Here is a 22,292-nt window from a genome sequence, read left to right as displayed (position 1 = left end):
GATGAATCTGGAAGTATGCACGTACTGGCAGCCGGCTGTATCATTATGGGACTGCTCTTCAGTTCCTCGGTTTTTGCAACTTCGACGACATCACAGATCGACGAAGCCAAATCCCTTGCGGGGACTGATCCTCGCAAAGCCCTGCATTTGCTTTCACTGATTGAAAACTCGGCTGCGAAAAACGATGCCTTGCTGCAGGCCGAAAAGGATCTGCTGAAATGCGAGATCCTGGTCGACAATGACGATCCCAAAGAAGCATTAAAATCCACCAGCCCTTATCTGGGTCACGCTTCTTTGCCACCTAATGTGCTGATGAATCTGGAGCTTTGTCATTTTTCAGCGCTGGAGGCCTCGGGCCAGGCGACCAAGGCGATGGAAGGCCTGACCTATCTGCTGGAAAAAAGCCGCAAGCTGAACCTGCCCGCCCAGCAAGGCAAGGCACACCTGAACATGGGTCAGTTGCTATCCTATCAAAATCAGTTTTCGGAAAGTCTGAAGCATCTGTTGCAAGCCAAAGAAATCTTCAAAAAGCTGCAGGACTCAAACGAAGAGCGCATCACTTTGAACTCGATCGCGGTGCTTTACGGACGCATGGGGGAACACGAACGCGCTTTGGAATACTTCGCTGAAGTTCTGCAAAAAAATCGCGACCTGAACAAAACCCGCAACGTCGCCGTCGTTCTCTACAACATGGGCCGCCGCTATGAAGACCTGAACCAGTTTGAAAAATCACGCGAGCACTTCACAGAGTCCCTGAAGATTCATCGCGAACTTGGCAATACCAAGTCCATCGCCGTTGTCGAGCGCGCTCTGGGAAGCCTTTACAACAGCATGAACCAGCCGCTGAAGGCGCTGGAGCATCTGAAGACAGCCGTGACTACTCTGGAAGGCATGAACCTGCCCAAATCTCTGGGGCAGTTGTATTTTGAGTTGGGTCGAACTTATGCAAAGCTGGGCGACAACAAGCAAGCATTGTTGAATTTGAAAAAGGCCCACGGCCTGAACAGCAACCCTAATTCGGTGCAGTTGGCGGCGGATATTTTCTCGGAAGAAAGCCGCATCTATCAAAGCTCGGGTCAGTGGAAGCAGGCCTATGCAGCTTTAGAAGGCTTTAAAAAGTATTCAGACCAAATGCACGTGATCCGCGCCGATGAGCAACTGCGCCAGTTGAATTTCAAATTTGATCTGGGCAAAAAAGAAGAGGCCAACCGAATCTTGAAAGCGCAAAATCAATCACAGGAACGACAGCTGCAGGATGCTCATCGCATTCAGCGCCTGCAACTGATGTCGCTCAGTCTGATTGCATTGCTTTTAAGCGTGACTGCGATCTTTACTATCCGCCAGGTGCGAACAGCCCGCCGCATGCGCGAACTGGCGATGACGGACGAGCTGACCCGCATCCCGAACCGTCGTCATGTGCTGGAATACGGCGCACAAAGCCTCAGCACCTCGCAACGACAGGGCAAAGGCATGTCGGTGATTATCTTTGATATCGATCACTTCAAACGCATCAACGACACCTTCGGACATGCCGTGGGTGATGAGGTGATCAAACGTGTTGCTGAAATAGGCCAGAAGGCTTTACGCAAAGGCGATATGATTGGACGAATTGGCGGGGAAGAATTCCTGTCGATTTTGCCATTCACAGATCCATTGCCGGCTAAAGAAGTGGCAGAACGCATTCGCCGTGAAATTTCATTGTGTGATTTTACGGACCTGGCTCCGAACCTGACTGTGACGGTCAGTGCGGGAGTTTCCTGCTACACCGCCACCGACAAACAAGGCAACATCGACAGCCTGATTCAACAAGCCGATGAAGCCCTCTATTCCGTCAAACAAAATGGCCGTAATGGCGTGAGCTTGCGGTTGGTGTCTTAGTACTTTTATCGTCTACCTGTGATATCGACAAAGCCCAGACGATTCAGCATTGCGGCACCCATTGGAGTGCAGTTTTGGCCAAAGGCACAGTGCTCACCACCCCCGTCACTTTTCCCGTCAAAGAAGAAATAGTCCGGCACTTCGAGATGATCACCAGGCACAAAGTAGCCCCAAGAAACCGACATATTGTGATCCGCTGCTGCGACACCACATTGAGAATTTGCCTGGCGGCACTTCTCCAGAGCCTTGCTAAGTGATTGTTCCTTCGTAGTAGCACCACATGAAGCGCCATGAACTCTGTAGTGAGCATGATTAACAGTAGCAACCCAGCCTTCGCTACATTCAATAGCTTCCTTCACGTACCGTCTGATTGCCGCGCCATACTCGAACTGCTTAACTACCGATTCACGATTGGGCCCATAACCCATCTGAAGAACTGGATAGCCCCTGTCCGTAACTGCCGACAACACATAAAGTTTTCTTCTGTTGTCTTGCAGATAAGGAGCCAAGAATCCCTTGTTGAAATCAATACGTGCAACTCCAATGGCAGTCTGACACTGATCCGCACCTTCACCACTGAAATTGCTTCGATTCACGCCCACAAGCTCTATACCGGCAGTTGTATTCAGGAATACGGGTCCTCCAGCGTCACCAACGCACACTCGAGAATACTTGGTTGGAGCAATCTCAAACTCAGAAATCCCTACTTTTTGGACCGACATCAATGCGGATCTCATGACACTGGAATAACGGAATGGCTCTAGGCTATCGACCCCGAAGCCCGCAAAAAGAAGGGTAGATCCCACTCTGATTTTACTAAGATCATTCAGAATCTTGACTGGCTGATAAAGTTTATTTGCTGGCTTGGCAAGTTCAACAACAGCCAGATCTCTGTACTGCATCGCTGGATTTGCTGGGTTGTAGTTCGGATGAACGACGACCTTACCCGCCCACTCCGTTACGGTGGTGGGATCATTCACAATTGTTCCATAGAAGACAAAAGCTTTATAGGAATTAGTCGCTACACCTTGCTTAAAGAAACAACTCGCAGCAGTTAACACTGCTTTGGTAGAAATCAGCACACCCGAGCACTGCGTACGTGCCACAACCTGATCTTTGTTATAAAAAACCACGCCAACACCAACGGTACCAGTGGCAATCGGACTCGTTTTAACAACTGGGGATCCGCCGATGATAGCGGACTGCTCTTCAACACTGACGTGATAATTGTTGGATGAATTACTACACGAAATTGCGAACAGAGAAAGAATTAGGATCGATAGGTTCCGCATGCTGGTCCTCAAATTTTTTGGGGAACCTTATCAGACTTCCTGTTTGTATATCATTACAAACATACCTGCATTTACTATTTTCAAAGAGATCTATAGATATGGGGCAATGAAACTGCGATGAAATGAGAGCAGTAAGATTGACCCGCTCTGATTGCAATGCTTCCCGTTTACTCCTCGCCCACTTACGTTGATTCCATATAAAATCAATCCATCTTCACTATCAATAAAGGACGGACCACCAGAGTCTCCAAAGCAGGAAGAGCCCTGGTCTGTCTCATTTACCACAACGATTGCGTAGTAGACTCCTTGAACCCTCAGCTGAACCTTCTTCAACCTATTTGATTCCACCCTCGGAACTTCAGAAGAAATCCCATAGCCGGCGGAAGTAATGAAATCTCCAGGCTTTGGCACCTGGTCCGCTCTCGCAATCTTTGCAGGTTTATAAGGACTTGGAGCATCGCTTTTTAGAAGGGCAATTGCGATGTCGTTTTCCGGATCTTTTTTTCCATCGATATATTGACGGTTTGCCACCCAAGACTGAATCCATTGAGAGTCTGATCCCTTTATATTCTCCAAATTCACGAGAAATGTGACGTATGTCCGACTCGAAGCATACTCAACGTTGTCCGGAATAAAACAGTGAGCCGCGGTAAGTACACTTCTTAGCGAGATTAGTACTCCGGAGCATCGACTCTTATAAACTACTTTTCCATCTTTCTCAAAATACGTGGTCAGAACGACAGAGCTTTGCGCAATTTCGCTTTGAGGCTCGACGTTCTCACCTCTGATAATTGATGAATCTGAAGAAATGGCAAATGTAGACGTCACCCCACTGTCTTGGCAGCTGCATAAAACCAAAAATAGAAAAAGGAACATTGAGCTTTTCATTAGGAACCAATGAAGGCATAGAACTAAAAACCATCGTTGCAGCACAGAATAGTGCACATCAAACTACACTAGGTACCGCACTACTCAAGAAAGGGTCTGATAAAGTTATAGTGAGCATCTATCCTGGACAGAAGACCCTCTTTGTTGCAGCTCTTCCCGCCTCTACCAGTTCCAGCACGCGTAATGCTCACCAACTTAAGGCCCTCTTCTGTTTCTATGAATCCCGGCCCACCCGAATCTCCTATACATCGACTATATTATAAACAATTAATCTTTATATCTATTCAGCCGACAAATAGCCCGTCCGATTGTAACGGTATGTTCACAAATCTTATCAGTACTTTCAGGCTAATTTCTTTCATTACATGGCTGTCATATTTACCCACTCAGGCAAGCCAGAAGTGCGTCGCTGATTGCGATAGCGTGTTCACCGTAGTTCGCGATATTAAGACCCGGCAGGAAGAATTCAAGCAGTGCTATAGATATTGTGTAGAACAAGAAAAGAAGCTCAGTAATTCACAAAATTTACTTGAGTCAGACAACCTATTACCATCAGATGGGCCCGGAACAAGCACAAGCCCCTCCCCCGCTCCCAGCCCAGCTCCTCCCGACAAACCCGGCACAATTCCGGACGGCCCAGCGACTACCGCCGAAGAAAATCCACCTCCAGCCCAACAATGCCGCGAAGACTACGACGCCGAGGTTGGCGCTTGCGAACAAGCCACTCTCAAGGCGGCCAGTGCTTGCGATGAGAATGGCTCCGGCCTCAGTGCCGCGATGAATGCGATCACCGAGGTCAGCGTGATTGCCGGTCAGAAGTCTGCTGCGGGTATTCAGGAAAGCTGCTCTAAGATGGGCCGTGTTGCCCAAGCCGCCAATGTGGCGGTGATGGGGTATCGCCAGCTTTGCGGCACCTCCGTAAACAGCTGCGTGTCGGCATGCTCAGCCCCGCTGATCCCGAAATGCAGTGGTAGCCAATCTTCTGTATCAACTACCGCCAGTGCCCGCACGGCCATGGCTGGAAACCTATCCTCCTGCCAAGGCTTCTCAACAAAAATGACCCAAGCTGCAGCTGCGGCTCAGAACTTTGCAACTCTCAAGGCCAACTCCGAGGCATGCTCAATGCTTTCGAACGGAACTGGCAGTCCTGACATCTGTGCGACGGATCCGACAGCGGTCGGATGCGCGCAACAAGCGAAAATGGATTGCAGTCATCCCGACATGACCTCGAACCGAGTTTGTATATGCTCAAAGACCCCAACAGCTCCAGAATGTATGAATCAAAAAGCCACTGAGGAATCAGTGGCCCCTTACATGACAAGCGAAGGCCGCAAGATCGGCAAACCAAGTAGCACCGCAGCCATCCGCGACCAAGTAGGCTTTGCTGGGCTTCAAGGTCATGCCCAGCGCCCACCTTCAGGGCCGGACTACAGTGTCGACGGCCGCCAAGGCTCAGGAGCAAGCTTAGGCTCCCCGAATCTTCAGGGTGGCCTCCAAAAGCGTCTTAAAGGCGCAAAGCCGGGCCCTAACACCAACATCCTGGCAGGCACTCAATCTGCCTCTGGCACCAAGGGTGAACCTGAAAAGACATACGAAAAAGTAGATCTGGAAGATCAAGGTGGAGAGAAAACTTATAAAGCGCTTTCCGGCTATCAAATGGGATCAAATCCAGATCTAGAAAGATTCCTGCCCAAATCTGGTGCACCCGGCACCTATCGCGGCCTTGCTGGAAACGGAGTTCCCAGTGGTGTGGACGGAATAACGGGTCCCCATTCAAATATCTGGCTTAAAGTAAAAAATCGATATGAGGCTGTGAAGCACAGCCTGCTTCCGTAATGAAAGGATCCGCAACAATGACGGTCATTATCAAGACGATCTGTTGGGTTCTACTATTTGCAACCTGCACCTCCTTTGCAGACGATAAGCCAGCTCCAAAAAAATCAGAAGCTATCGCGGAAAAGAAGAAACACGATCTGAAGGAGCGCGAGCTTGAAGACAAGATCAAGCACCGCGCCGAACAAGCCGCCGCAGCGAAAGCCGATAAAGAGGCGCAAGCTTGCCAGAAGGCGGTCGAAAAGATTGATGAATCCAATCGCAAGATCGCCGAAGCCTGCCGCAAGGGCGGTCTTTCCGGCAGCTCTGATTGCGTCACCAAAGCCAAACAATGCGCCGAACAGTCAGGAACGTCGTCCTATGATGCTCTGTCATCGTTTGCTGTTATGATGGGTGTTCCTGCCACGGCCCTAGCGGGCAAAGAAGGACCATGCCCACAGATGAATGGTCGTGATTACTTTAGCGAGAAAGACAAGATCACGGAAGAGATCAAAGACCTTCAGGAGGAACTGAACGAGCTGAACAAAGAACGCATCGCCGACCAGGATGAATTCAGCCAGATGATGACTGACACTGAAAAAGAGCTTTCCGAAGCCCGCGAGACACTGAATGAAAACAAACTGCAGCTGGAGCGCGACAGCCGCGAACAACTGGTCAGTTTTCAGAATGAACAGAACCAAGTAAAAGAAATCATCCGCCGCAAGGGAGATGAGGTATTGGAGCTGCAAGGGCAACTAACCCAGTCCCACCGTGACCGCGCCCGCACGCTGATCATGCTGTCCGAGTCTGCGGCGAAAAGAAAGTGCGTTGCTGAACTGGCAAAGTTGCAACAAGAGTTTGTTCAGCTTTACCCTGGCGCCAACACGACGCCTGCCACTTACATCGGCAAAGCCAAAGAAAAGCGTCAGCAGCTGGTGGCTTTCTATCACTCTTGCATGAGCGACTTTGACCAGCAGAGAATCGCGGTGAACGAAGCCGCCCGTCAGCGTCAGGATGTTCTTGAAAAGAAGATTCAGAATCTGCGTGTCGTCATTGACGAGGCAGAAAACACGCTGAATCTTTCCGGTACGCACATGCAGGAAATCGAAAAAGCCTCCAGCGAGCGTAAAAACAATGCCCAACAAAAAGTCGTCGATCAGACGACACAGGCACAAAAGAAGCTACAGCTGGCGTACTCAAAGCTGCAGGAAACCCTGAAGGGCCATGCCACCAAAGCCGCAAGCCTCAATGCCTCACTGAATCGCGCCAACCAAGCACTGTTAAGCCTGGGGCCTGCACCAAAATCCAAAAGCAGCGAGTACACGCCCTCGGAAGCCGCTGGGGATATCGAAGCAGAGCTTAATTCCATCTATCGCATCAAAAGAAGTGTCGTGGGCAGCTGCGCCAAACAGGTGCGCCTCATCGCCGATGAAGCCTTGGAATCATTGGAAGGGTCACAATAACTATCTGGCGCCTTCGGTCGTTGCTGGAGCCGGTGTCGTATTTGACTCTGGCTTCGGATTCAGGGCAGGCTCTGTGTAACCAATTCTACAAAATGGAATTGCTCGAGTCGTGCGTAAGATAGCGGCTTTATTGGCCCTTGTTTGCGCCACATAGTGCTTGGGATTATCACAGAACGGTTGCCAGTTCTTGCAAAGACCACTATTCCCGCCTGTACCAATTTCTCCCGTCTGGGTAATCAAACGCTTCATAAGTTCGACTCCGCAAGACAGATTTTTCTGAGAATCATAGGTGTCTGCCGAAGTCTGCAGATTCGAACACTGCTTCACGCTCATCTGCAACAAACCATTGCTTGAAGTTCCACGCGATCGCCCTTTTGTCTCCTGAAAAGACAACGTTGGACGGAATGAACTTTCAATTTCCGACAGTTTGGCCACCAAAACCAACCAAAACTGGCGTCTTTGCTCTAACGTCAACTTATCCCAGTTTGGACAATAATTCTTAGCATCGCGGGGATTAAGACTAGCCAGACCCTCTTTATCAATCGCATCAAGAGTATACTTCGTCCAAGCTTGTCCTTGTGGATGCATCTGCCACTTCGGCAGCCCTGCTGAATCCGGCGGCTTGGGCCCATCATAGCCAGACTCGCAGTTCGTGCAACTGCTGAAGGCCCCTTTGGCTTTTCCGAACAGATCTGCGATCTTGCTTCCCGCGGCTGACAGGAAGTTGATGGTCTTTGCCATACCATAAGAAGTGTCAGGAGTTGCAAACGCCAGCACACACACAACAAGAACAACAAAAGCAGACTGACGTTTCATTACTGCTTACCATCCTCAACAGGCGCGGCCTTGTCGATAAATTCGTAGTCGCTATCTTTCGGAGTTGTGTCCGCAGAGCTGGACGGAAGTGGTATGAACTTTTTCTTTTCAGGACAGTACACACACTTTTCTTTGGGACTGTCCGTGAAACATTCGCCGGCTTTTTTGTAACTGTCTATATTAGGATCAGAGGCATAAGCACAGAAGCTAAATACAAACGTCACCACTGCAATCAATTTTGCAAACATGATCACCTACCTACTTCAACGAGGTTACATTCACACCTCAGTCCAAGTCGAAACTTTTTCTTTTTACAGGACCAAAAAAATAAATAGATAATAGTTTTGCATCAGGGAGTGTTCATGAAGAAGGTCGCTGTATTCATTCTGGCTTTGTCAGTATTATCTCAAGCCCACGCATTGGTTGATACCTCCACAGGTTCATTCATGCATTCCTGGATTGATTTCGACGGAAAAGGTTTGGATCTGCGCGTGAAGCTGGAGCGCACATATAACAGTCGCTCCACTTTCAAAGGATGGTTTGGCTACGGCTGGTGCACAGACTTGGAGACAGTTCTGATCAATCACGAAGACGCAATCACCATCCGCCACTGCGGCGACGGGCAGGAGCATGAATACAAAAAAATGGGCTCAGACTATCGCTCCACCACCGGGGGCCCCGGCACTATCCGCAAAGCCGGCGACGTCTTCCAGCGTGTTTTCACCGACGGCACGATTGAAACATTTAACAGTCACGGAAAACTGCAGGAAGTGAAAAAGAACGGCGACTTTGTCGCACTTAAGTACAATGAACGCGGCCTGCCTAAAGAGCTTGTCGACAGTTCCGGACGTGTGGTGACGATTGAAGCAACGCCGACAGGCTTTGTCCAAACTATCACCTTCAAGAACAAAGGTGCAAAAGCCCCGACCCAGGTGGTTGGAAAGTATGAGTATCAAGGTGAAAATCTGGTCAGCGCCACCAACTTCTGGGGCAACACCTATAAGTACTCTTACGAAAAGAACAACAACATGAAAAAGGCCATCTGGCCCAACGGAAAAGAAATTCTTCTTTCATACAACTCCAACGACTGGGTGCTGGCGTTGAAAGGCACTGACATCTGTGCGGAAGACTATTCCTATAAAGTTGACCAGTCCAAAAAGCCTCCCCGCTATGCCGTCAAAGTTACGAAGAAATGTGACAACGATGTGATCGTTGAAAAAGCCTATTCCTACACCTATTCGATGGACAATCGCAGAATTCTTGCGGCAGAGCTTGACGAAGATGCCGTTCGCAGAGAATTCAAATATGACGAGCACGGCAATGTGATTGAGGTCAAAGAACGCAGGCTGAATGGCGATGTGCTGACTAAGATTGTGCGCAACGACCGAGGACTGGTGGTGAAGATCTCCAATGTCCTGGAAAATTACTTCTACAAATACCGTGTCGGCGCAGGTCGTTCTCTGGTAGCGGAAGCCATCCACGAAAACGTCGCGGCCGGTGTTGTCGTGGATCGCTACAAGTTTTCCATGACCTACAACGATGATGATCGCATGATCTCTGTTATCAAACCCAATGGATCCAAACTTGAATTCGAGTACGACTATATGTCTCGTGTTAGCAAAATCAGCACCAAAGACATCGCCATTGAGGTGGTCTACAACGACACGGACAGTACGCCCAAACATCTGAAGCTGGGGGACAAGTATCTGCCGCTCTCCATCTACGATATCCGCGCAACCCCCAAAGAGATCGCCGCGGTTGATTTGTACTTTGACTACTTGAGGGCCTATAGCCTAACCATCCCCGCTTATTAAAAGCTGACAATCGCCCTAACACCCCTGAAATAAGTACAGGCCCACCACCCCCGAGCTGCAAACCAGCCCCAGCAGGGGTGGCCCGGGAATTGATAATGCACTCTTGGATAGCTACAGGAGTGCCTATGGGTTTTAACCTCGATAATGACAAGTCAAAAGATCAGCTAAGTCTGTTCGACTACAAGCTGCCTAATGCTGACTTTGCCCCGGCAAAGAAGTCTGCTGCCGACAATACGGCTATTGATTTTGATGCCTTCCTGTTGGCTCACCGCGAACCGGAACAAAGCAAAACCTCTCGCTTCCTGACTATCTCTGCGACCATTCACGCGGCGGCAATCCTGATCGTGGCAATGATCACTGTGCCCCTGGTTGAGCAGGTAAAAACTGAAACCATCACGATTGAAATCGAAGACGTGCCTCAACGAATGATCACTCCTCGTGGAGCAAAAGTGCCGCCGACTCAAGGTGGAACTCCAGTTGCGGCAGACACTCCAGTGGTTGAAAAGCTCGAGGACGCCGGCAGCCCGGGTGATATGGTTGTTGCCAAACCTAAAGCGGAAGCCAAAGCCAAGAACGTGGCAAAAGCTCCGAAAGCTGTTCCAGTAAAGGCCACTAAATCTGCTGCGAAAGCGTCTGTGGCGGCAGCCAAGGGCGGTCGTAGTGTGGCTCCGAAGACGGCGTTCAAAGCTGTTCCAATGACGATTGATGATATTGAAGCTCCAGAACTGGATGAAGGCCAACTGGCTAAACACGCCGTGGCCTCCAGCATGAATGAAGACTTCAACGAGGACTTCGATAACATGGATCGCGCTCAAGGGGCGGCGATCGAAAATGAAAAGAAGTCCATGGATGCACTGGCGGCGGCCCTTGCCTCCGAGCAGGATGAAACTCTGGCCGCTTTGGATGAAGAAAACAAAGCGGAAGCGGACCAACTGGCTGCGCAACAAGCAGACCTGCGCCAAAGAAACTCCAAGGCAATTGCTTCGGCTTTAGCCAACGAACGTGCGGCGGCAATGGCAGCAGCCGCTCGTGAAGCTGCGGAACGCGAAGCGCGCAGTAAAAAAGCCGGTCTTGGTGGCGAAGGTAACGGACGTGGTATGGGTAAAGGTGCAGGCGCCGGAAACGCAGGTTCTCCGGGTCAGGGCACACAACTGGCGGGAACTCCAACCGGAGTTCGCAGTCTGGATCAGCTTCGTCAAATGCCCGGCAACCCGCGCCCGCAATATTCACGCGAAGAACGTCGTCGCGGCGATCAGGGTGCCGTAGCCTTCTATGCCTACATCACGAAAGAGGGTTATCCTCAGCAGTTCAAAATGATGAAATCGACCGGCTTCCGCAATCTGGATGCTAAGACTCTGGCGGCGCTGAAAAAATGGCGCTTCTATCCAGGTCAGGAAGGCTGGGTTGAACTGCCGTTCCGCTGGGACCTTAAAGGTGGCGCAGTGGAAGATGGTGGGATGTTGCGACGCAGCGTTGGTCAGAGATAAGAACAGACCAAAAAACAAAAGGGCTCCAGACGGAGCCCTTTTTTCGTTTCAGCCCCTTACCAGGGCGTTTTAAGCATAAAAAAAAGCCCTTGGACGTCTCCAGGGGCTTTGATCTAAGTGCTTTAAATCAGAAGACAATTAGTCTTTGAAAAGAGTCTTTGCAGATTTAGTAGTGCCCTTAGTGCGAGCTGCAGCTTTACGCTTTTTGCCGCTAGTCGCTTTTTTTCTTTCGCGAATATATTCAGTCTTTTTTGTTTTTGAAGCCATTTTATCCCCTAGGTTTTTAACGGAATGAGTTAGTTATCAAAACGGAATCCCCAAGTCAACTGAATGCCTGTAATCCCCAGACTCCTTGGGATTTCCTTCATAGGCATAGTTCAAAGCGAATCTAGGGCCATTAAAGCCCAATCCGGCCGTCAGAAGCTCCCTATTGTCGTTGGTGTCGTTATAGTACCCCAGACGGCTGACCAAAAAATTGTTCACATAAGTTTCAAGGCCCCCCATGACTTCTGATTCCGTCGTGGCATCCAGACGGAAACGGACCATGCGGTTGTGGATATAGTTGAATCCCGCCCCGGCTGAGGTTTTGCGGCGAAGCTCTTCAGGAGCATCCTTATCTTCACCGAACAAGTTATACCCCACCAAAGCCAGACCGATGTTCGCGCGAGGCGTGTAGATGAAGCCGATATCCGCATTGGTCTGACGATAAGAAGTATTCGGAAGTTTTTGTTCACGATAGTGACCCGTCACACCCATCGCCCACTTTTCCGTCGCAAATTCCGCCAGAGTCAAAGTCAGATCACTTTCTTCCAACTGACCCAGCGACACGTCCGAAGTTTTTTTGACGAAGGCCAGTGCCGCCGGCATCGCGCTGTCTTTTGTGTTATCGCTCAAACTGACAGCGAATTGATTTTCCGCGAAGGAAGAAAAGAAGTGACGGCCTTTTAAGTGCACCATAGTACCCGGATTCATGAATGACACATCACCAGGTTCCACCGTCGCACGTCCAGTTCCACCTGTGGCTGCGGATGTCGAGGAATTATAAACTTGGGCATGGGCCACGTTCACGATAAGATAAAAGCAGAAAAAAACAGGAAGTTTTTTTAACAAGCTCAAAGGATGGGGCATCATGAATCTTCACCTCGTAACACTAGTGAGTGCATTTCTTTTGGCATTCACATCCTATCAATCGGCCCAGGCCGGAGCCAGCACATTTACCGCAAAACCTGTTCGTCTTGGCGACAATCTGATTTCAATTCTGCGCCAGCATGGCTTTTCTCAGAGTGAACGTGAATCAGTTGTAGGCTCTAACAGCAAGCTTCGCAACCTCTTCCTCACTCTCGACACACGCTATCTGGTTCGCCAATCCAAGGGCGAAACCGAGCTGCGCATGTTTGATTCTCAAACTTCGGACGCTTTCCGCATCGTTAAAAAATCCGGCAGGGTTCAGGCCTTCGCTTATGATCCGCAGTACAAAATCAGCCATGCACGCGTGGAAGGAAAAGTGTACGGATCCCTGCTGGGAAGCATCCTTTCCAAAATCAACAGCAACTGGGTGGCGACCCGCTTTATGGATGCCTATGCCTTTGATATCGCCCCCAGAGCCGTCAGCCGTGGCGCTGATTTCTGGCTGGTGGTGGAAAGAAAGTTCGAACAGGGTCAGTTCGTGAAATACGGAGAGGTTCTGCAGACTTCACTGGATATCAATGGCCGACCAGTTCAGAAAAAGTTTGTCCGTAACAACAAAGGTGGAGGCGTCTTCTTTGCCGCCGGCGACCTGCTTGAAAACAAGCCGTTCTATGCACCAGTAGATTATCTGAAAATCGCCAGCCGCTTTAAACCCAACCGCGTTCATCCGATCACCAAACGCCTGCAACCGCACCTGGGAATCGACTTTGAGCTTCCGGTGGGCGAGCCGGTATATGCTCCCCGCAAGGGCACAGTGGTCCGTTATGGGCGCAATCACGCCGCGGGCAACTATATCATCCTGCTGCACTCCAATGGGATGGAAACGGCCTATAATCACCTGCATCGCATTGATAAAAGAATCCGCCAGGGCTTAAGAGTTTCTGCCGGGGAAAGAATCGGCGAAGTGGGTTGCACAGGTTACTGCACCCGCCCGCATCTGCATTTCGCCGTAAAGAAAAAGGGTCGAATGGTCGACCCTATCAAATACATCAAATCTTATCCATCGCACATGGAAGCGATGCTGGAAGCGCGCGTAGCTGCAAACTAGTCACGCGTGCACACGGTCACCCAGTGCATGCAACGGCTGTTGGGAACCGTGGTTGAATAGCTTCCGTTTTCGCGGAAGCATTCTTTCTTCAGGTCATATTCCGTGACTGGCGCACCGTTGATGGATTCTTCCTTGTAACAGGAAACTCCGCCCTTCGGAACGACACATTTCAAAGCCACATTCACATCCCACTGATCTGAACGCAGATGACGGCGCATCACCGCCAATTCAGAGCGATAAGTCGCATTGCCGGAGATGTCACTGTAGGACTGCGCCGGGCAAAGGGAAGATGCGTCCTGAGTTCTGATAACTGCATAACGACGACCACAGTTCCAGTTCTTGGTCACTGTCGTCGGATTCTGCAGATCATATTCAGTAATGCTGGAAAGAATATTATTCGGATTGTTCACCGCCGCACCACTTACCGGCGCAGGCGTGAACACCATGGAGTAACCCTTGCCGTACGCTGTTTTCACCGGCGCTGTTGCCGCTGGCGCACGAACTTCATAAAGCTCGCCATTGTTGGGCATAAAGGTCAAACTCAAGATAGCCGCCGTCATAAAAGTACTGCGGTACTCGTTCGCCAGTGATTCACTGGAGTTGAAACTCATCTGAGCTTCCATCACACGGGACTCAGGCGAGAACGGAAAATAGTTCGCAGTCGTGTTTTTCTGAGCAAAAGAATCCATCACCAGGGAATCTGTCAAGGGCGCCACCAGAGGGATCACATCGGTCCACAACGTCAGTTTGTTCGTGGCTGTGTAAACATCCGTCAGGCTGTTTTTCACACGAATCGCCATCGTCGCCACCGCACCATTGTTGGCCGGAGAGTCCGCCAGATATTCCTTGTACTGGTTTTCAGTCAGCTCGGTCGCCGGATACACGGGATTGAAATTCGTATCCGCGTAATCAAAGAATTCATTCGTCAGTTTAATACCACCGGTACTGTAGGCACCGGCTTTAATGGAAAAGAAAGCGGGATTGTTGCGCAAATGAGTGTCCGCGCAGGAGTTATAAGTGATCGTGTCAAACCCTGCATCAAACGCAAATGGAATGGCGGATACTTTGGCCCCGGTTGTGGAACCATATTTCGCTGAAAGTTCAGCATCTGTCAGGCCGGCTTCCACCTCACTGCCCAGGTCCGAATCAAATCCGGCCTTTCCGCAGTTCTGGAACGACACAATCAGCACGAAGGAGGCAAAGATGCCGCCCGCTGCACGCCAGGTCGCCTTTTTAAAACGCACTTTCATGGAATACTCCCCTGTACCTAGACTAACATATCTCTTTTCGGCATATTGGCGAAAAACAGCAGTCTTTTTCATATTGAGACAGGCCTCGTTAAGGCTTGTCTTAGAATGAAACGTTTGAGATTTTATAGTCTATGCCAAGAGTTAAAAAAGCCATTATCCCCGCTGCCGGCCTCGGAACCCGTTTCCTGCCTGCCACCAAGACTGTCCCGAAAGAAATGCTGACCATCGTGGACGCTCCGATCATTCTGTATGTGGTGGAAGAAGCCGTGAAAGCCGGGATTGAGGACATCATCCTGATTGCCGGGCGTGGCAAACATGCTATCGAGGATTTCTTCGATACATCCTACGAACTGGAAGACAAACTGGCAAAGGACGGCAAAGAGAAGCTGCTTGAGCGTGTGACCCGCATCCGCGATTCCGCCAACATCATCAGCATCCGCCAAAAGCAAGCCATGGGCCTGGGGCACGCCGTGCTTTGCGGTCTTCCGATTGTCGGTAAAGAACCCTTTGCGGTTCTTCTGGGGGATGAAATCACCATGGGCTTCCACGGTGAACCGAATGTGACTTCCCAATTGGTCAGCTCTTTTGAAGAAACCGGAACCTCCACCATTTCGGTCATGAAGGTTGAAGACAAAGACGTTTCCAAGTACGGCATTGCCGAGATCGAGGAAAAATCCACGGGCTTCTTCAAAGTGACTTCTTTGGTCGAAAAACCCAAAGCCAGTGAAACCAACAGCCGCTGGGCTCTTCCGGGTCGTTATGTTTTCGACAATGCGATCATGGATATTCTGCAAAATGCCAAACCAACCCTGAATGGAGAAATCCAACTGACTGACAGCATGAAGGTGCTTTGTGCCCAGCATGGACTGAACGCGATGACTTTCACCGCGCAGCGCTTTGATGCTGGCGACAAGCTGGGTTACCTGCAGGCCAATATTGAACTGGCTTTGCAAAGTCCGGAACTGAATCAGGAACTGAAATCCTATATTCTAAGCCTGGCTGAAAAACTGAAGTAAGGAGTCCCCGATGAAGAAAATGATTTTCTCCGCCGCCCTTTCCACTTTGCTGCTGCCAGCTTTGGCGACGGCGTACATTCTTCCGACTCGCACGATTTTGCAAAAAACCAGCGAGAACGCCGGTTCCGGCATTTACGCCATCGAACAGGAAGTTCAGTTTTCCAATGGCGAAGAAACAACTCTGGTAAAAGAAACCTGGCTGGTCGACAGCGACCGCACCCTGCGCCTGACTGTCACTGGCGGCAAGGATTTGCAAAACTCTTTCCGTCTGCAGTTTGTCTATAACGGCGGCCAGAAGTGGAGCATGACCGGCGGCAACCGCAAAAGCGAAAAGCTACCGGAAGAGTTTTTGGAAAAATTCCTGAACATGCGCAATCCGGAAATCTTCGCTAACACCCTGGCGCATTTCAAAATTGTTCCCGCAGGTGCATTTAACAAGAAGCCTCTTCCAAAAAATGCCGCCGATATCAAACATGACCCGGAAAGCTGGGTGCGTTTTTCCCGCACTGGGGGCGTCGTGAACTACGCGCTGGGTGTGGCGACGCCGGTGGATCAGGAAGCCGGTTCGCCGGGGATCTGGATTCAGCAGGATGAGTTCGTCGTGCGCAAGCTGCGCCTGCCAAGCCAGGTGGAGATGAGCGCGAACAACTATAACAATTTCGCCCGAAATCTTTCTTATCCGCGCTCCCGCACGATTCGCTGGGGCAACAACACTGTGACCATCCGCTTGATCAGCGCTTCGGCCCGTCCACAAACGGCGGTGGCGCTGTTCCAGCCTTCCTCTTTGGATGCGAACCTGAAATGGGATGGTATCAACTCTTTGGCAACGAAAGACGTTATCACGGAGTTCTACACGAGGTTTAGATGAGTTCGACGCAACTTTGGAAAGTTGCGGCCGACGCTCCTCTTCCCGAGGCATTGACCTACAGCTCTGATCTGCCTCTGCAAAGAGGCCAGCTTGTCACCGTGCCGTTGGGCCGCGGGGGACGAAAAGTTCACGGCCTGATTTTGGGTCCGACTCAGGAAGTTCCCGAGTTTGAAGTCAAGACTGTGGATAGTATTGTGGAAGAATACGCACCCCTGCCAGAGCCCTATGTAAAGTGGCTGGAATGGCTGGCGCAGTATTATCTGCACCCCGTGGGTCAGGTCGTGCAATCGGCTTTTCCACCTTTACGAAAATCCGAAAAGCAGCGCGCCTCGAAGCGACCACCGGTCATCCCGCAACTGGAAGCGGATTCCGCCCTGCACCTAACAGACGAACAACAAACGTGCTTTGAAAGCATTGCGAAGTTTTCCAATTTTTCCACGCACCTGCTTTTTGGTGTGACGGGCTCTGGTAAAACTGAAGTGTACCTGCGTCTTTTGGACAAGGTGCTTTCCGAAGGCAAACGGGGCATCGTGCTGGTGCCGGAAATTTCTCTGACCCCGCAGTTGATTCAGCGTTTTGCGCGCCGATTCGGCGACAAGATTGCAGCTTTACATTCCCAACTGACCGATCGCGAACGCACCAATCAGTGGTGGGACATCGTCGAGGGACGAAAATCCATTCTGATCGGCGCACGGTCCGCTTTATTCTGCCCGATCGACAACCTGGGCCTGATCATCGTCGACGAAGAGCATGAGCCCAGCTTCAAGCAGGATGAAAAACTGAAATACAACGGCCGCGATGCCGCCGTGATGCTCGGCAAACAAATGAACTGCCCGGTCGTGCTGGGTTCCGCCACACCAAGCCTTGAAACGTGGAAGAACGCGGTGGAAGGCAAGTATCACCTGCACCGCCTTAGCCGTCGTGTGGCCAATCGTGCCTTGCCGGACATTGAAGTCATTGATTTACGAAAATTGAAATCCGATGACGAGGAAAAACAAAAAGCCATCACCAAGTACTCGCATCTGCCGTTCTGGCTCAGCCCCGACCTGTACGAGCGCATGCATCAGGTATTGGATCGCGGTGATCAGGCCGCGTTGTTCCTGAATCGTCGTGGCATTGCCCAGATGGTGGTGTGTCCGGCCTGTGGTCACACGCGGGAATGCCCCAACTGCGACATTTCACTGACCCTGCATGCGCACTCGCATTTGATTTGTCATTACTGCGACTATCACGAAAATTTCAAAACCAAATGTCCTGATTGCAAAGAAGGCCAACTGGAAGCCATCGGCCTGGGCACCGAGCTTTTGGAAACAGATCTGACCCGCCTGTTCCCGGGTAAAAAAATTGCCCGTGCGGACCGCGATGAAATTCAAAGCCGTGCAGATCTGGAAGATCTGATTGCCAACATGGAATCCGGTGAGATCGACATTCTGGTCGGCACCCAAATGATCGCCAAAGGTTTGGATTTCCCGAAGCTGAAACTGGTGGGATTGGTACTGGCGGATGTGGGCTTCAACCTTCCTGATTTCCGCGCCACCGAAAGAAGTTTTCAACTGATCACACAGATGAGCGGCCGCAGTGGTCGACACGTCAAAGACGGAGAAAGCCCCGGGCTTGTGATCATTCAGACGTTCAACACCGAACACGACAGCATCACGTTTGCAAAGAACCATGACTTTGAAGGCTTTGCCACGCATGAACTGGAAATCCGCTCGGCCCTTCATTACCCCCCGATGGGTCGCTTGGTCAGCTTCCGCATTCAAGGGACCAAACTGGGACAGGTTGAGGAAACCGCGAGACTATTGGCCAGAAGAGCTCAGGCTTTAAAAACTCAGTTCCCGCAATATGGCTCGATTGAAGTCTTGGGCCCGGCAGAGGCTCCGCTGTCGAAACTGCGAGGCCAATTCCGATATCATCTTCTAATAAAAACTACGCAGCCCGCAGCCGCGAATCCCTTTTCAAGACAACTCTTGGGTGACCAGGATTGGGTTCCTTCAGGGGTCAAAATATTAATCGATATCGATCCAATGAGTTTGCTTTAGTGACGGCCCTTACCTAAAATAGAAGGTTAAGGACCGATAAAATGATTCAATGCCCGCGATGTGGAATACAAGTGACCGAATTGCACCCGGTGGATCCGGAGCTTATCAGTAAGCTTCAGGCCGCTGGCGAAAGCAATTTGCCTCCACAGGTTTGTGCGGGATGCATTTCAGATCTGAAGCGCACCGTTGCCACCAGCAGTGGTGGTGTGTTGATGCAGCAGGAACGGGCCCGCGAGCAGCACCGCCTGCAGCTTTGGAAAAGCCGTGTGATGCTGATTAAAAAAGCGCGCATGTGCATGGGTCAGAAGCTTTATTCTGAAGCCGCCATTTCCTACGAAAAATATTTGAAAATTCTGGACATCGTTTTTGACATCAAAAAAGGCGAAAAGCTGAAGCCGGAAGCTTTCAAGGAAAGCGCGCGCACGACCGAATTGACCGTGGTGGCGTCGGTGTACTGGGACTTGCTGCGTATCTATGACACGCATGAAAAGTATCAGGATCGCATGATGAATGCTGCGAAACAGCTTTCCATGTTCATCCAGTTCACGCCGATTTATCCGGACATCATCCGCAAAGCTGAGTCGTTCCAGAAAACCGCCAAGAACCCACAGATCGTAAAACAGTTCCTGAAGATGTCCGACAAGGAACGCCCTCGTTGCTTTATCGCAACCTCGGCTTTTGAAAACCCTGCCGCCTTTGAGGTCATGCAGCTTCGCGCCTTCCGCGACACACAACTGCGAACCCACAACTGGGGCAGAAAGTTCATCGCTGTCTACTACAAGTACTCCCCTCGCATTGCTTGCTTACTCGATAAGCACTCCTGGCTGAAACCCTCAGTCAGAGCCGCTCTCCGCGTTTTGATTAAATGCGTTAGCAGATAATTCGTCCGTTTGAGGCTTGCAAAGCGGCTTCCTTATGAGGGAAGGTATTTGCATGGCTCATATCTACGATTACGCAATTATTGGCAGCGGACTTACCGGACTTAGCATCGCAGCGGCACTTAGCCGCGAAACAAAGAATATCGCCCTGATTGAAGCGGCCGATCTTCCTTTTGGCTCCAACAAAAAGGTCAACTTCCCGACCGGACCGATGAATAACGGTCTGCGCTTTGTTCCGGACTCTGTGCTTTCTGAAAAAGCCCTGCGCTTTTTGGGAAGCCTGATTGACGTGAATGTGGCACCGGAAGCTTCTGAAGAAGCTCCTGTGACCTACGAAGGCGGAAACTTCAAAACCTTCCTGGGTTTTGGTGAAAACCCACCGGCGTTCTATGAAGAGTTCAGCTACTTCACTTCCAGCAAACGCCTGGATCTGGCGGTGGAGCCTTATCAGTGGACCCAGATGCTGTTTGAAAAATTCACCGGCACTTTCATGCCGCGTTCTTATGTGACCAAGTTCCACCAGGAAGGCGAGCGCGTGACTCACGTCACGGTGAACGGTTCCAAGACTGTGCACGCTCAGAACTTCATCTTTGCCGGCTCTGTGAAGGATCTGGCTTTGCTTCTTCCGGAAGACGCGATCTCTGTTCGCGCCCGCACGAAGCTTGCTAAAAACACTTACTGGACTTCTTTGTGCCTGGATATCTGCCACGCCAAACCGGTGACGGACTCCACGGCGATGCACGTTTTGAACGGCACCACTCAGGATGAAATCGGCCCATGCGTGGGCAAGTTCCATGCGCCGGTTGAAGTTGAGGGTGCACCTTTGCAGGCGTCCCAGTGGATGACCTTCATCGAACAGGAAGTGACTGAAGACAGCGAAGTTGTGGGGACGGCTTTGAAGAAAATCAAACGCCAGATCAAACGCGCTTATCCGGAAGCTTTGGACAACGTGAAGCTTGAAAGAATCTTTGTGACTCCGATCATCGCGGGCAATGGCGACATCAAACTAAGCGCCAATATGACAATGCCGGAACTTGAAAATCTGTGGATTGCCTCTGCAACCGTGCACGAGCAGAAGAACCTGGTCGGCGCTCTTTTGCAGGCCGAAATGGTCGTGGCATCTTTGGGCTTCAAAGTTGAAGCATCTGAAATGCCTTCTGTATCCGATGAATCTGAATCCATGACAGAGGCTGCTCTTTAAGCCTCTTCCAACGGCAGGGTGAAGTGGAACGTGGTTCCCTCACCCGGCTTGCTGTCCACTTTGATATCCCCGCCCATCATCTCGACAAGATTTTTGCAAATCATCAGACCCAGCCCCGAACCGCCATAGGTGCGGGAAATCGTGACATCCTCCTGAGAAAAGCTGCGGAATAATTTCGACATATTTTCCACACGAATGCCCCGGCCGGTATCCGCGACCTTCCAAACATAATGCCCTGACCCCGGCTGCCTTTGCAGGCTGATGCAAACACGGCCCTTGTCAGTGAACTTCACCGCATTCCCCACAAGATTCATCAGAATCTGGCGCAGGCGGTGGGAATCCCCCATCGCAAAGGCCGGAATACTGGGATCGATGTCGACTTTCAACTGCAGGTTTTTTTCCTGGCACTTGGCTTCGAAGATCTTAAAGATGTCTGTGTGCAGCTCTTTCACATCGAATTTGTGCCGGTCAATTTGCAGATGTCCGTTTTCAATTTTTGAAATATCCAGAACGTCATTGATGATGTGTAAAAGCGAATCCGAACAGCGCTGGATCGTACCGACATAGTCAGTCTGATCCTTGTCCAGATGAGTGTCGCGCAGAATATCCGCAAAACCGATGATACTGTTTAGGGGTGTGCGGATTTCATGGCTCATATTGCTTAAGAATGTGGATTTGATTGAGGATAACTGCAAAGCCTCTTCGCGGGCCTGCACCAGTTGATATTTGGAATAGGCCATCTCATAAAGCTCACCGCGAATGCGTTCGATCCCGATGATTAAGATGATGTCTTCAATCAAGATCCAGGCCGCATGCTCCAGCCACCGCCACTGATTGCTTTCAGCCACCCCGTACAGCGAGATCGGCAGCATGCACCCGCGCAGGATGTGATCCGTGATCACAATAAAGGACGCCACCCCCAAAAGCCCGACATCCTTATAGAAGGCCAGCGCCGCCAGTGAAACAAAGACATGGAAGTGGGTCTCAATCCGGCCCCCCGACAAATGGATGAACAGAATCGAAAAGCACATCTGTGAGACCGCCACCACATGGCGGGTCCACTTTTCCCCAGGGAAGACATAGACACAGTAAACTGCGGGCAGACTGAAAAGCCCTCCGAAAATCAGGCCCACAAAGGCGTTTTCCACCGCCCCCGAAAAGCTTCCCAGCCACGTTGTAGGGGTTAGCAATATACCCATAACGATAGCTGCAACCCATTGAATTAAAAGAAGAATTGAAAAACCACGATCGACGCGAATGTGGATTTCCCTGGATTGCTCCAGGAAGATTCGCTGCACTTCAGGATCGTTCCGACCGCCCCGTTGCTGATTCATTCCCCACCGCTTACGTT

General features: G+C 50.7%; 19 protein-coding genes. 11 read left to right on the top strand and 8 right to left on the bottom strand.

The features are described 5' to 3' along the window. The first annotated feature begins 15 nt into the window (after positions 1 to 15). Entirely contained in the window at positions 16 to 1,878 is a 1,863-nt protein-coding gene (locus B9G79_RS00860; protein ID WP_088563872.1) for a tetratricopeptide repeat-containing diguanylate cyclase, read from the top strand. A 5-nt stretch (positions 1,879 to 1,883) separates the two neighbouring features. Here the strand turns inward: B9G79_RS00860 and B9G79_RS00855 are convergent, their stop codons facing one another. Further along, positions 1,884 to 3,170 carry a trypsin-like serine protease gene (locus B9G79_RS00855; RefSeq protein ID WP_088563871.1) on the bottom strand — a complete coding sequence of 429 codons (1,287 nt, stop codon included), beginning with the start codon at positions 3,168 to 3,170 and terminating at the stop codon, positions 1,884 to 1,886. A gap of 90 nt (positions 3,171 to 3,260) precedes the next feature. Next, positions 3,261 to 3,998 carry a S1 family peptidase gene (locus B9G79_RS00850; RefSeq protein WP_198298035.1) on the bottom strand — a complete coding sequence of 246 codons (738 nt, stop codon included), beginning with the start codon at positions 3,996 to 3,998 and terminating at the stop codon, positions 3,261 to 3,263. Between the two features lie 837 nt (positions 3,999 to 4,835). On the opposite strand from B9G79_RS00850, the gene B9G79_RS18120 reads away from it, so the two are divergent. Both B9G79_RS18120 and B9G79_RS00835 read left to right on the top strand, forming a co-directional pair. Continuing rightward, entirely contained in the window at positions 4,836 to 5,894 is a 1,059-nt protein-coding gene (locus B9G79_RS18120; protein ID WP_157678692.1) for a hypothetical protein, read from the top strand. A gap of 17 nt (positions 5,895 to 5,911) precedes the next feature. Next, positions 5,912 to 7,333: a hypothetical protein gene (locus tag B9G79_RS00835; RefSeq protein WP_088563867.1), complete on the top strand. Its 1,422-nt coding sequence runs from the start codon at positions 5,912 to 5,914 to the stop codon at positions 7,331 to 7,333. Here the strand turns inward: B9G79_RS00835 and B9G79_RS00830 are convergent, their stop codons facing one another. Both B9G79_RS00830 and B9G79_RS00825 read right to left on the bottom strand, forming a co-directional pair. Next, positions 7,334 to 8,149: a hypothetical protein gene (locus tag B9G79_RS00830; RefSeq protein WP_088563866.1), complete on the bottom strand. Its 816-nt coding sequence runs from the start codon at positions 8,147 to 8,149 to the stop codon at positions 7,334 to 7,336. Further along, positions 8,149 to 8,397 carry a hypothetical protein gene (locus B9G79_RS00825; protein ID WP_157678690.1) on the bottom strand — a complete coding sequence of 83 codons (249 nt, stop codon included), beginning with the start codon at positions 8,395 to 8,397 and terminating at the stop codon, positions 8,149 to 8,151. The genes B9G79_RS00830 and B9G79_RS00825 overlap by 1 nt, the downstream gene beginning before the upstream one ends. A 114-nt stretch (positions 8,398 to 8,511) precedes the next feature. Here B9G79_RS00825 and B9G79_RS00820 point away from each other — a divergent pair, with 114 nt between their 5' ends. Together B9G79_RS00820 and B9G79_RS00815 are read left to right on the top strand one after the other, a co-directional pair. Next, complete coding sequence (locus B9G79_RS00820) at positions 8,512 to 9,963, top strand: DUF6531 domain-containing protein (protein WP_088563864.1); 1,452 nt, start codon at positions 8,512 to 8,514, stop codon at positions 9,961 to 9,963. A gap of 125 nt (positions 9,964 to 10,088) precedes the next feature. Further along, on the top strand, positions 10,089 to 11,450 hold the full coding sequence (locus B9G79_RS00815; RefSeq protein WP_088563863.1) for an energy transducer TonB: 1,362 nt from the start codon (positions 10,089 to 10,091) through the stop codon (positions 11,448 to 11,450). A 138-nt stretch (positions 11,451 to 11,588) separates the two neighbouring features. On the opposite strand, the gene B9G79_RS18460 is transcribed toward B9G79_RS00815, so the two are convergent. Then, the gene (locus B9G79_RS18460) at positions 11,589 to 11,717 is read right to left on the bottom strand and encodes a hypothetical protein (protein ID WP_269768125.1); all 129 of its coding nucleotides are present in this window, start codon (positions 11,715 to 11,717) and stop codon (positions 11,589 to 11,591) included. A 36-nt stretch (positions 11,718 to 11,753) separates the two neighbouring features. Next, the gene (locus B9G79_RS00810) at positions 11,754 to 12,581 is read right to left on the bottom strand and encodes a hypothetical protein (protein WP_088563862.1); all 828 of its coding nucleotides are present in this window, start codon (positions 12,579 to 12,581) and stop codon (positions 11,754 to 11,756) included. Here B9G79_RS00810 and B9G79_RS00805 point away from each other — a divergent pair. After that, positions 12,580 to 13,686: a M23 family metallopeptidase gene (locus B9G79_RS00805; protein WP_088563861.1), complete on the top strand. Its 1,107-nt coding sequence runs from the start codon at positions 12,580 to 12,582 to the stop codon at positions 13,684 to 13,686. The two genes, B9G79_RS00810 and B9G79_RS00805, sit on opposite strands and share 2 nt — an antisense overlap. Here the strand turns inward: B9G79_RS00805 and B9G79_RS00800 are convergent. Next, complete coding sequence (locus B9G79_RS00800) at positions 13,683 to 14,936, bottom strand: hypothetical protein (RefSeq protein ID WP_088563860.1); 1,254 nt, start codon at positions 14,934 to 14,936, stop codon at positions 13,683 to 13,685. The two genes, B9G79_RS00805 and B9G79_RS00800, sit on opposite strands and share 4 nt — an antisense overlap. Before the next feature lie 131 nt (positions 14,937 to 15,067). On the opposite strand from B9G79_RS00800, the gene galU reads away from it, so the two are divergent. From galU to B9G79_RS00775, 5 genes are all read left to right on the top strand, one after another. Further along, on the top strand, positions 15,068 to 15,952 hold the full coding sequence (gene galU, locus B9G79_RS00795) for a UTP--glucose-1-phosphate uridylyltransferase GalU (RefSeq protein ID WP_011166078.1): 885 nt from the start codon (positions 15,068 to 15,070) through the stop codon (positions 15,950 to 15,952). A gap of 10 nt (positions 15,953 to 15,962) precedes the next feature. Next, positions 15,963 to 16,820 (top strand): hypothetical protein, encoded by an 858-nt coding sequence (locus B9G79_RS00790; RefSeq protein WP_088563859.1) that lies wholly within the window; start codon positions 15,963 to 15,965, stop codon positions 16,818 to 16,820. Then, positions 16,817 to 18,862, top strand: a complete 2,046-nt coding sequence (gene priA / locus B9G79_RS00785; protein ID WP_088563858.1) for a replication restart helicase PriA — start codon at positions 16,817 to 16,819, stop codon at positions 18,860 to 18,862. The genes B9G79_RS00790 and priA overlap by 4 nt, the downstream gene beginning before the upstream one ends. Positions 18,863 to 18,933: 71 nt before the next feature. After that, positions 18,934 to 19,743, top strand: a complete 810-nt coding sequence (locus B9G79_RS00780) for a CFI-box-CTERM domain-containing protein (protein WP_232468954.1) — start codon at positions 18,934 to 18,936, stop codon at positions 19,741 to 19,743. Positions 19,744 to 19,795: 52 nt separating this feature from the next. Continuing rightward, on the top strand, positions 19,796 to 20,941 hold the full coding sequence (locus B9G79_RS00775) for an NAD(P)-binding protein (RefSeq protein WP_088563856.1): 1,146 nt from the start codon (positions 19,796 to 19,798) through the stop codon (positions 20,939 to 20,941). Here B9G79_RS00775 and B9G79_RS00770 read toward each other — a convergent pair. Further along, on the bottom strand, positions 20,938 to 22,275 hold the full coding sequence (locus B9G79_RS00770; RefSeq protein WP_088563855.1) for a sensor histidine kinase: 1,338 nt from the start codon (positions 22,273 to 22,275) through the stop codon (positions 20,938 to 20,940). The genes B9G79_RS00775 and B9G79_RS00770 overlap by 4 nt on opposite strands. Positions 22,276 to 22,292: the final 17 nt, after the last annotated feature.

The sequence above is a fragment of the Bdellovibrio bacteriovorus genome (assembly GCF_002208115.1).
In the GTDB taxonomy this organism is placed as follows: Bacteria; Bdellovibrionota; Bdellovibrionia; order Bdellovibrionales; family Bdellovibrionaceae; genus Bdellovibrio; species Bdellovibrio bacteriovorus_C.
Note: the sequence above shows the minus strand (reverse complement) of the source record. Positions and strands in the feature narration are given on the sequence as shown.

Excerpts from the sequence above, each read along its gene's own strand:
- B9G79_RS00830 (WP_088563866.1), bottom strand. The coding sequence starts at position 8,149 with ATGAAACGTCAGTCTGCTTTTGTTGTTCTTGTTGTGTGTGTGCTGGCG.
- B9G79_RS00805 (WP_088563861.1), top strand. The coding sequence starts at position 12,580 with ATGAATCTTCACCTCGTAACACTAGTGAGTGCATTTCTTTTGGCATTC.
- B9G79_RS00835 (WP_088563867.1), top strand. The coding sequence starts at position 5,912 with ATGACGGTCATTATCAAGACGATCTGTTGGGTTCTACTATTTGCAACC.
- B9G79_RS18460 (WP_269768125.1), bottom strand. The coding sequence starts at position 11,717 with ATGGCTTCAAAAACAAAAAAGACTGAATATATTCGCGAAAGAAAAAAA.
- B9G79_RS00790 (WP_088563859.1), top strand. The coding sequence starts at position 15,963 with ATGAAGAAAATGATTTTCTCCGCCGCCCTTTCCACTTTGCTGCTGCCA.
- priA (WP_088563858.1), top strand. The coding sequence starts at position 16,817 with ATGAGTTCGACGCAACTTTGGAAAGTTGCGGCCGACGCTCCTCTTCCC.
- B9G79_RS18120 (WP_157678692.1), top strand. The coding sequence starts at position 4,836 with ATGAATGCGATCACCGAGGTCAGCGTGATTGCCGGTCAGAAGTCTGCT.
- B9G79_RS00815 (WP_088563863.1), top strand. The coding sequence starts at position 10,089 with ATGGGTTTTAACCTCGATAATGACAAGTCAAAAGATCAGCTAAGTCTG.
- B9G79_RS00770 (WP_088563855.1), bottom strand. The coding sequence starts at position 22,275 with ATGAATCAGCAACGGGGCGGTCGGAACGATCCTGAAGTGCAGCGAATC.
- B9G79_RS00800 (WP_088563860.1), bottom strand. The coding sequence starts at position 14,936 with ATGAAAGTGCGTTTTAAAAAGGCGACCTGGCGTGCAGCGGGCGGCATC.
- galU (WP_011166078.1), top strand. The coding sequence starts at position 15,068 with ATGCCAAGAGTTAAAAAAGCCATTATCCCCGCTGCCGGCCTCGGAACC.
- B9G79_RS00775 (WP_088563856.1), top strand. The coding sequence starts at position 19,796 with ATGGCTCATATCTACGATTACGCAATTATTGGCAGCGGACTTACCGGA.
- B9G79_RS00810 (WP_088563862.1), bottom strand. The coding sequence starts at position 12,581 with ATGATGCCCCATCCTTTGAGCTTGTTAAAAAAACTTCCTGTTTTTTTC.
- B9G79_RS00855 (WP_088563871.1), bottom strand. The coding sequence starts at position 3,170 with ATGCGGAACCTATCGATCCTAATTCTTTCTCTGTTCGCAATTTCGTGT.
- B9G79_RS00820 (WP_088563864.1), top strand. The coding sequence starts at position 8,512 with ATGAAGAAGGTCGCTGTATTCATTCTGGCTTTGTCAGTATTATCTCAA.
- B9G79_RS00860 (WP_088563872.1), top strand. The coding sequence starts at position 16 with ATGCACGTACTGGCAGCCGGCTGTATCATTATGGGACTGCTCTTCAGT.
- B9G79_RS00825 (WP_157678690.1), bottom strand. The coding sequence starts at position 8,397 with ATGTTTGCAAAATTGATTGCAGTGGTGACGTTTGTATTTAGCTTCTGT.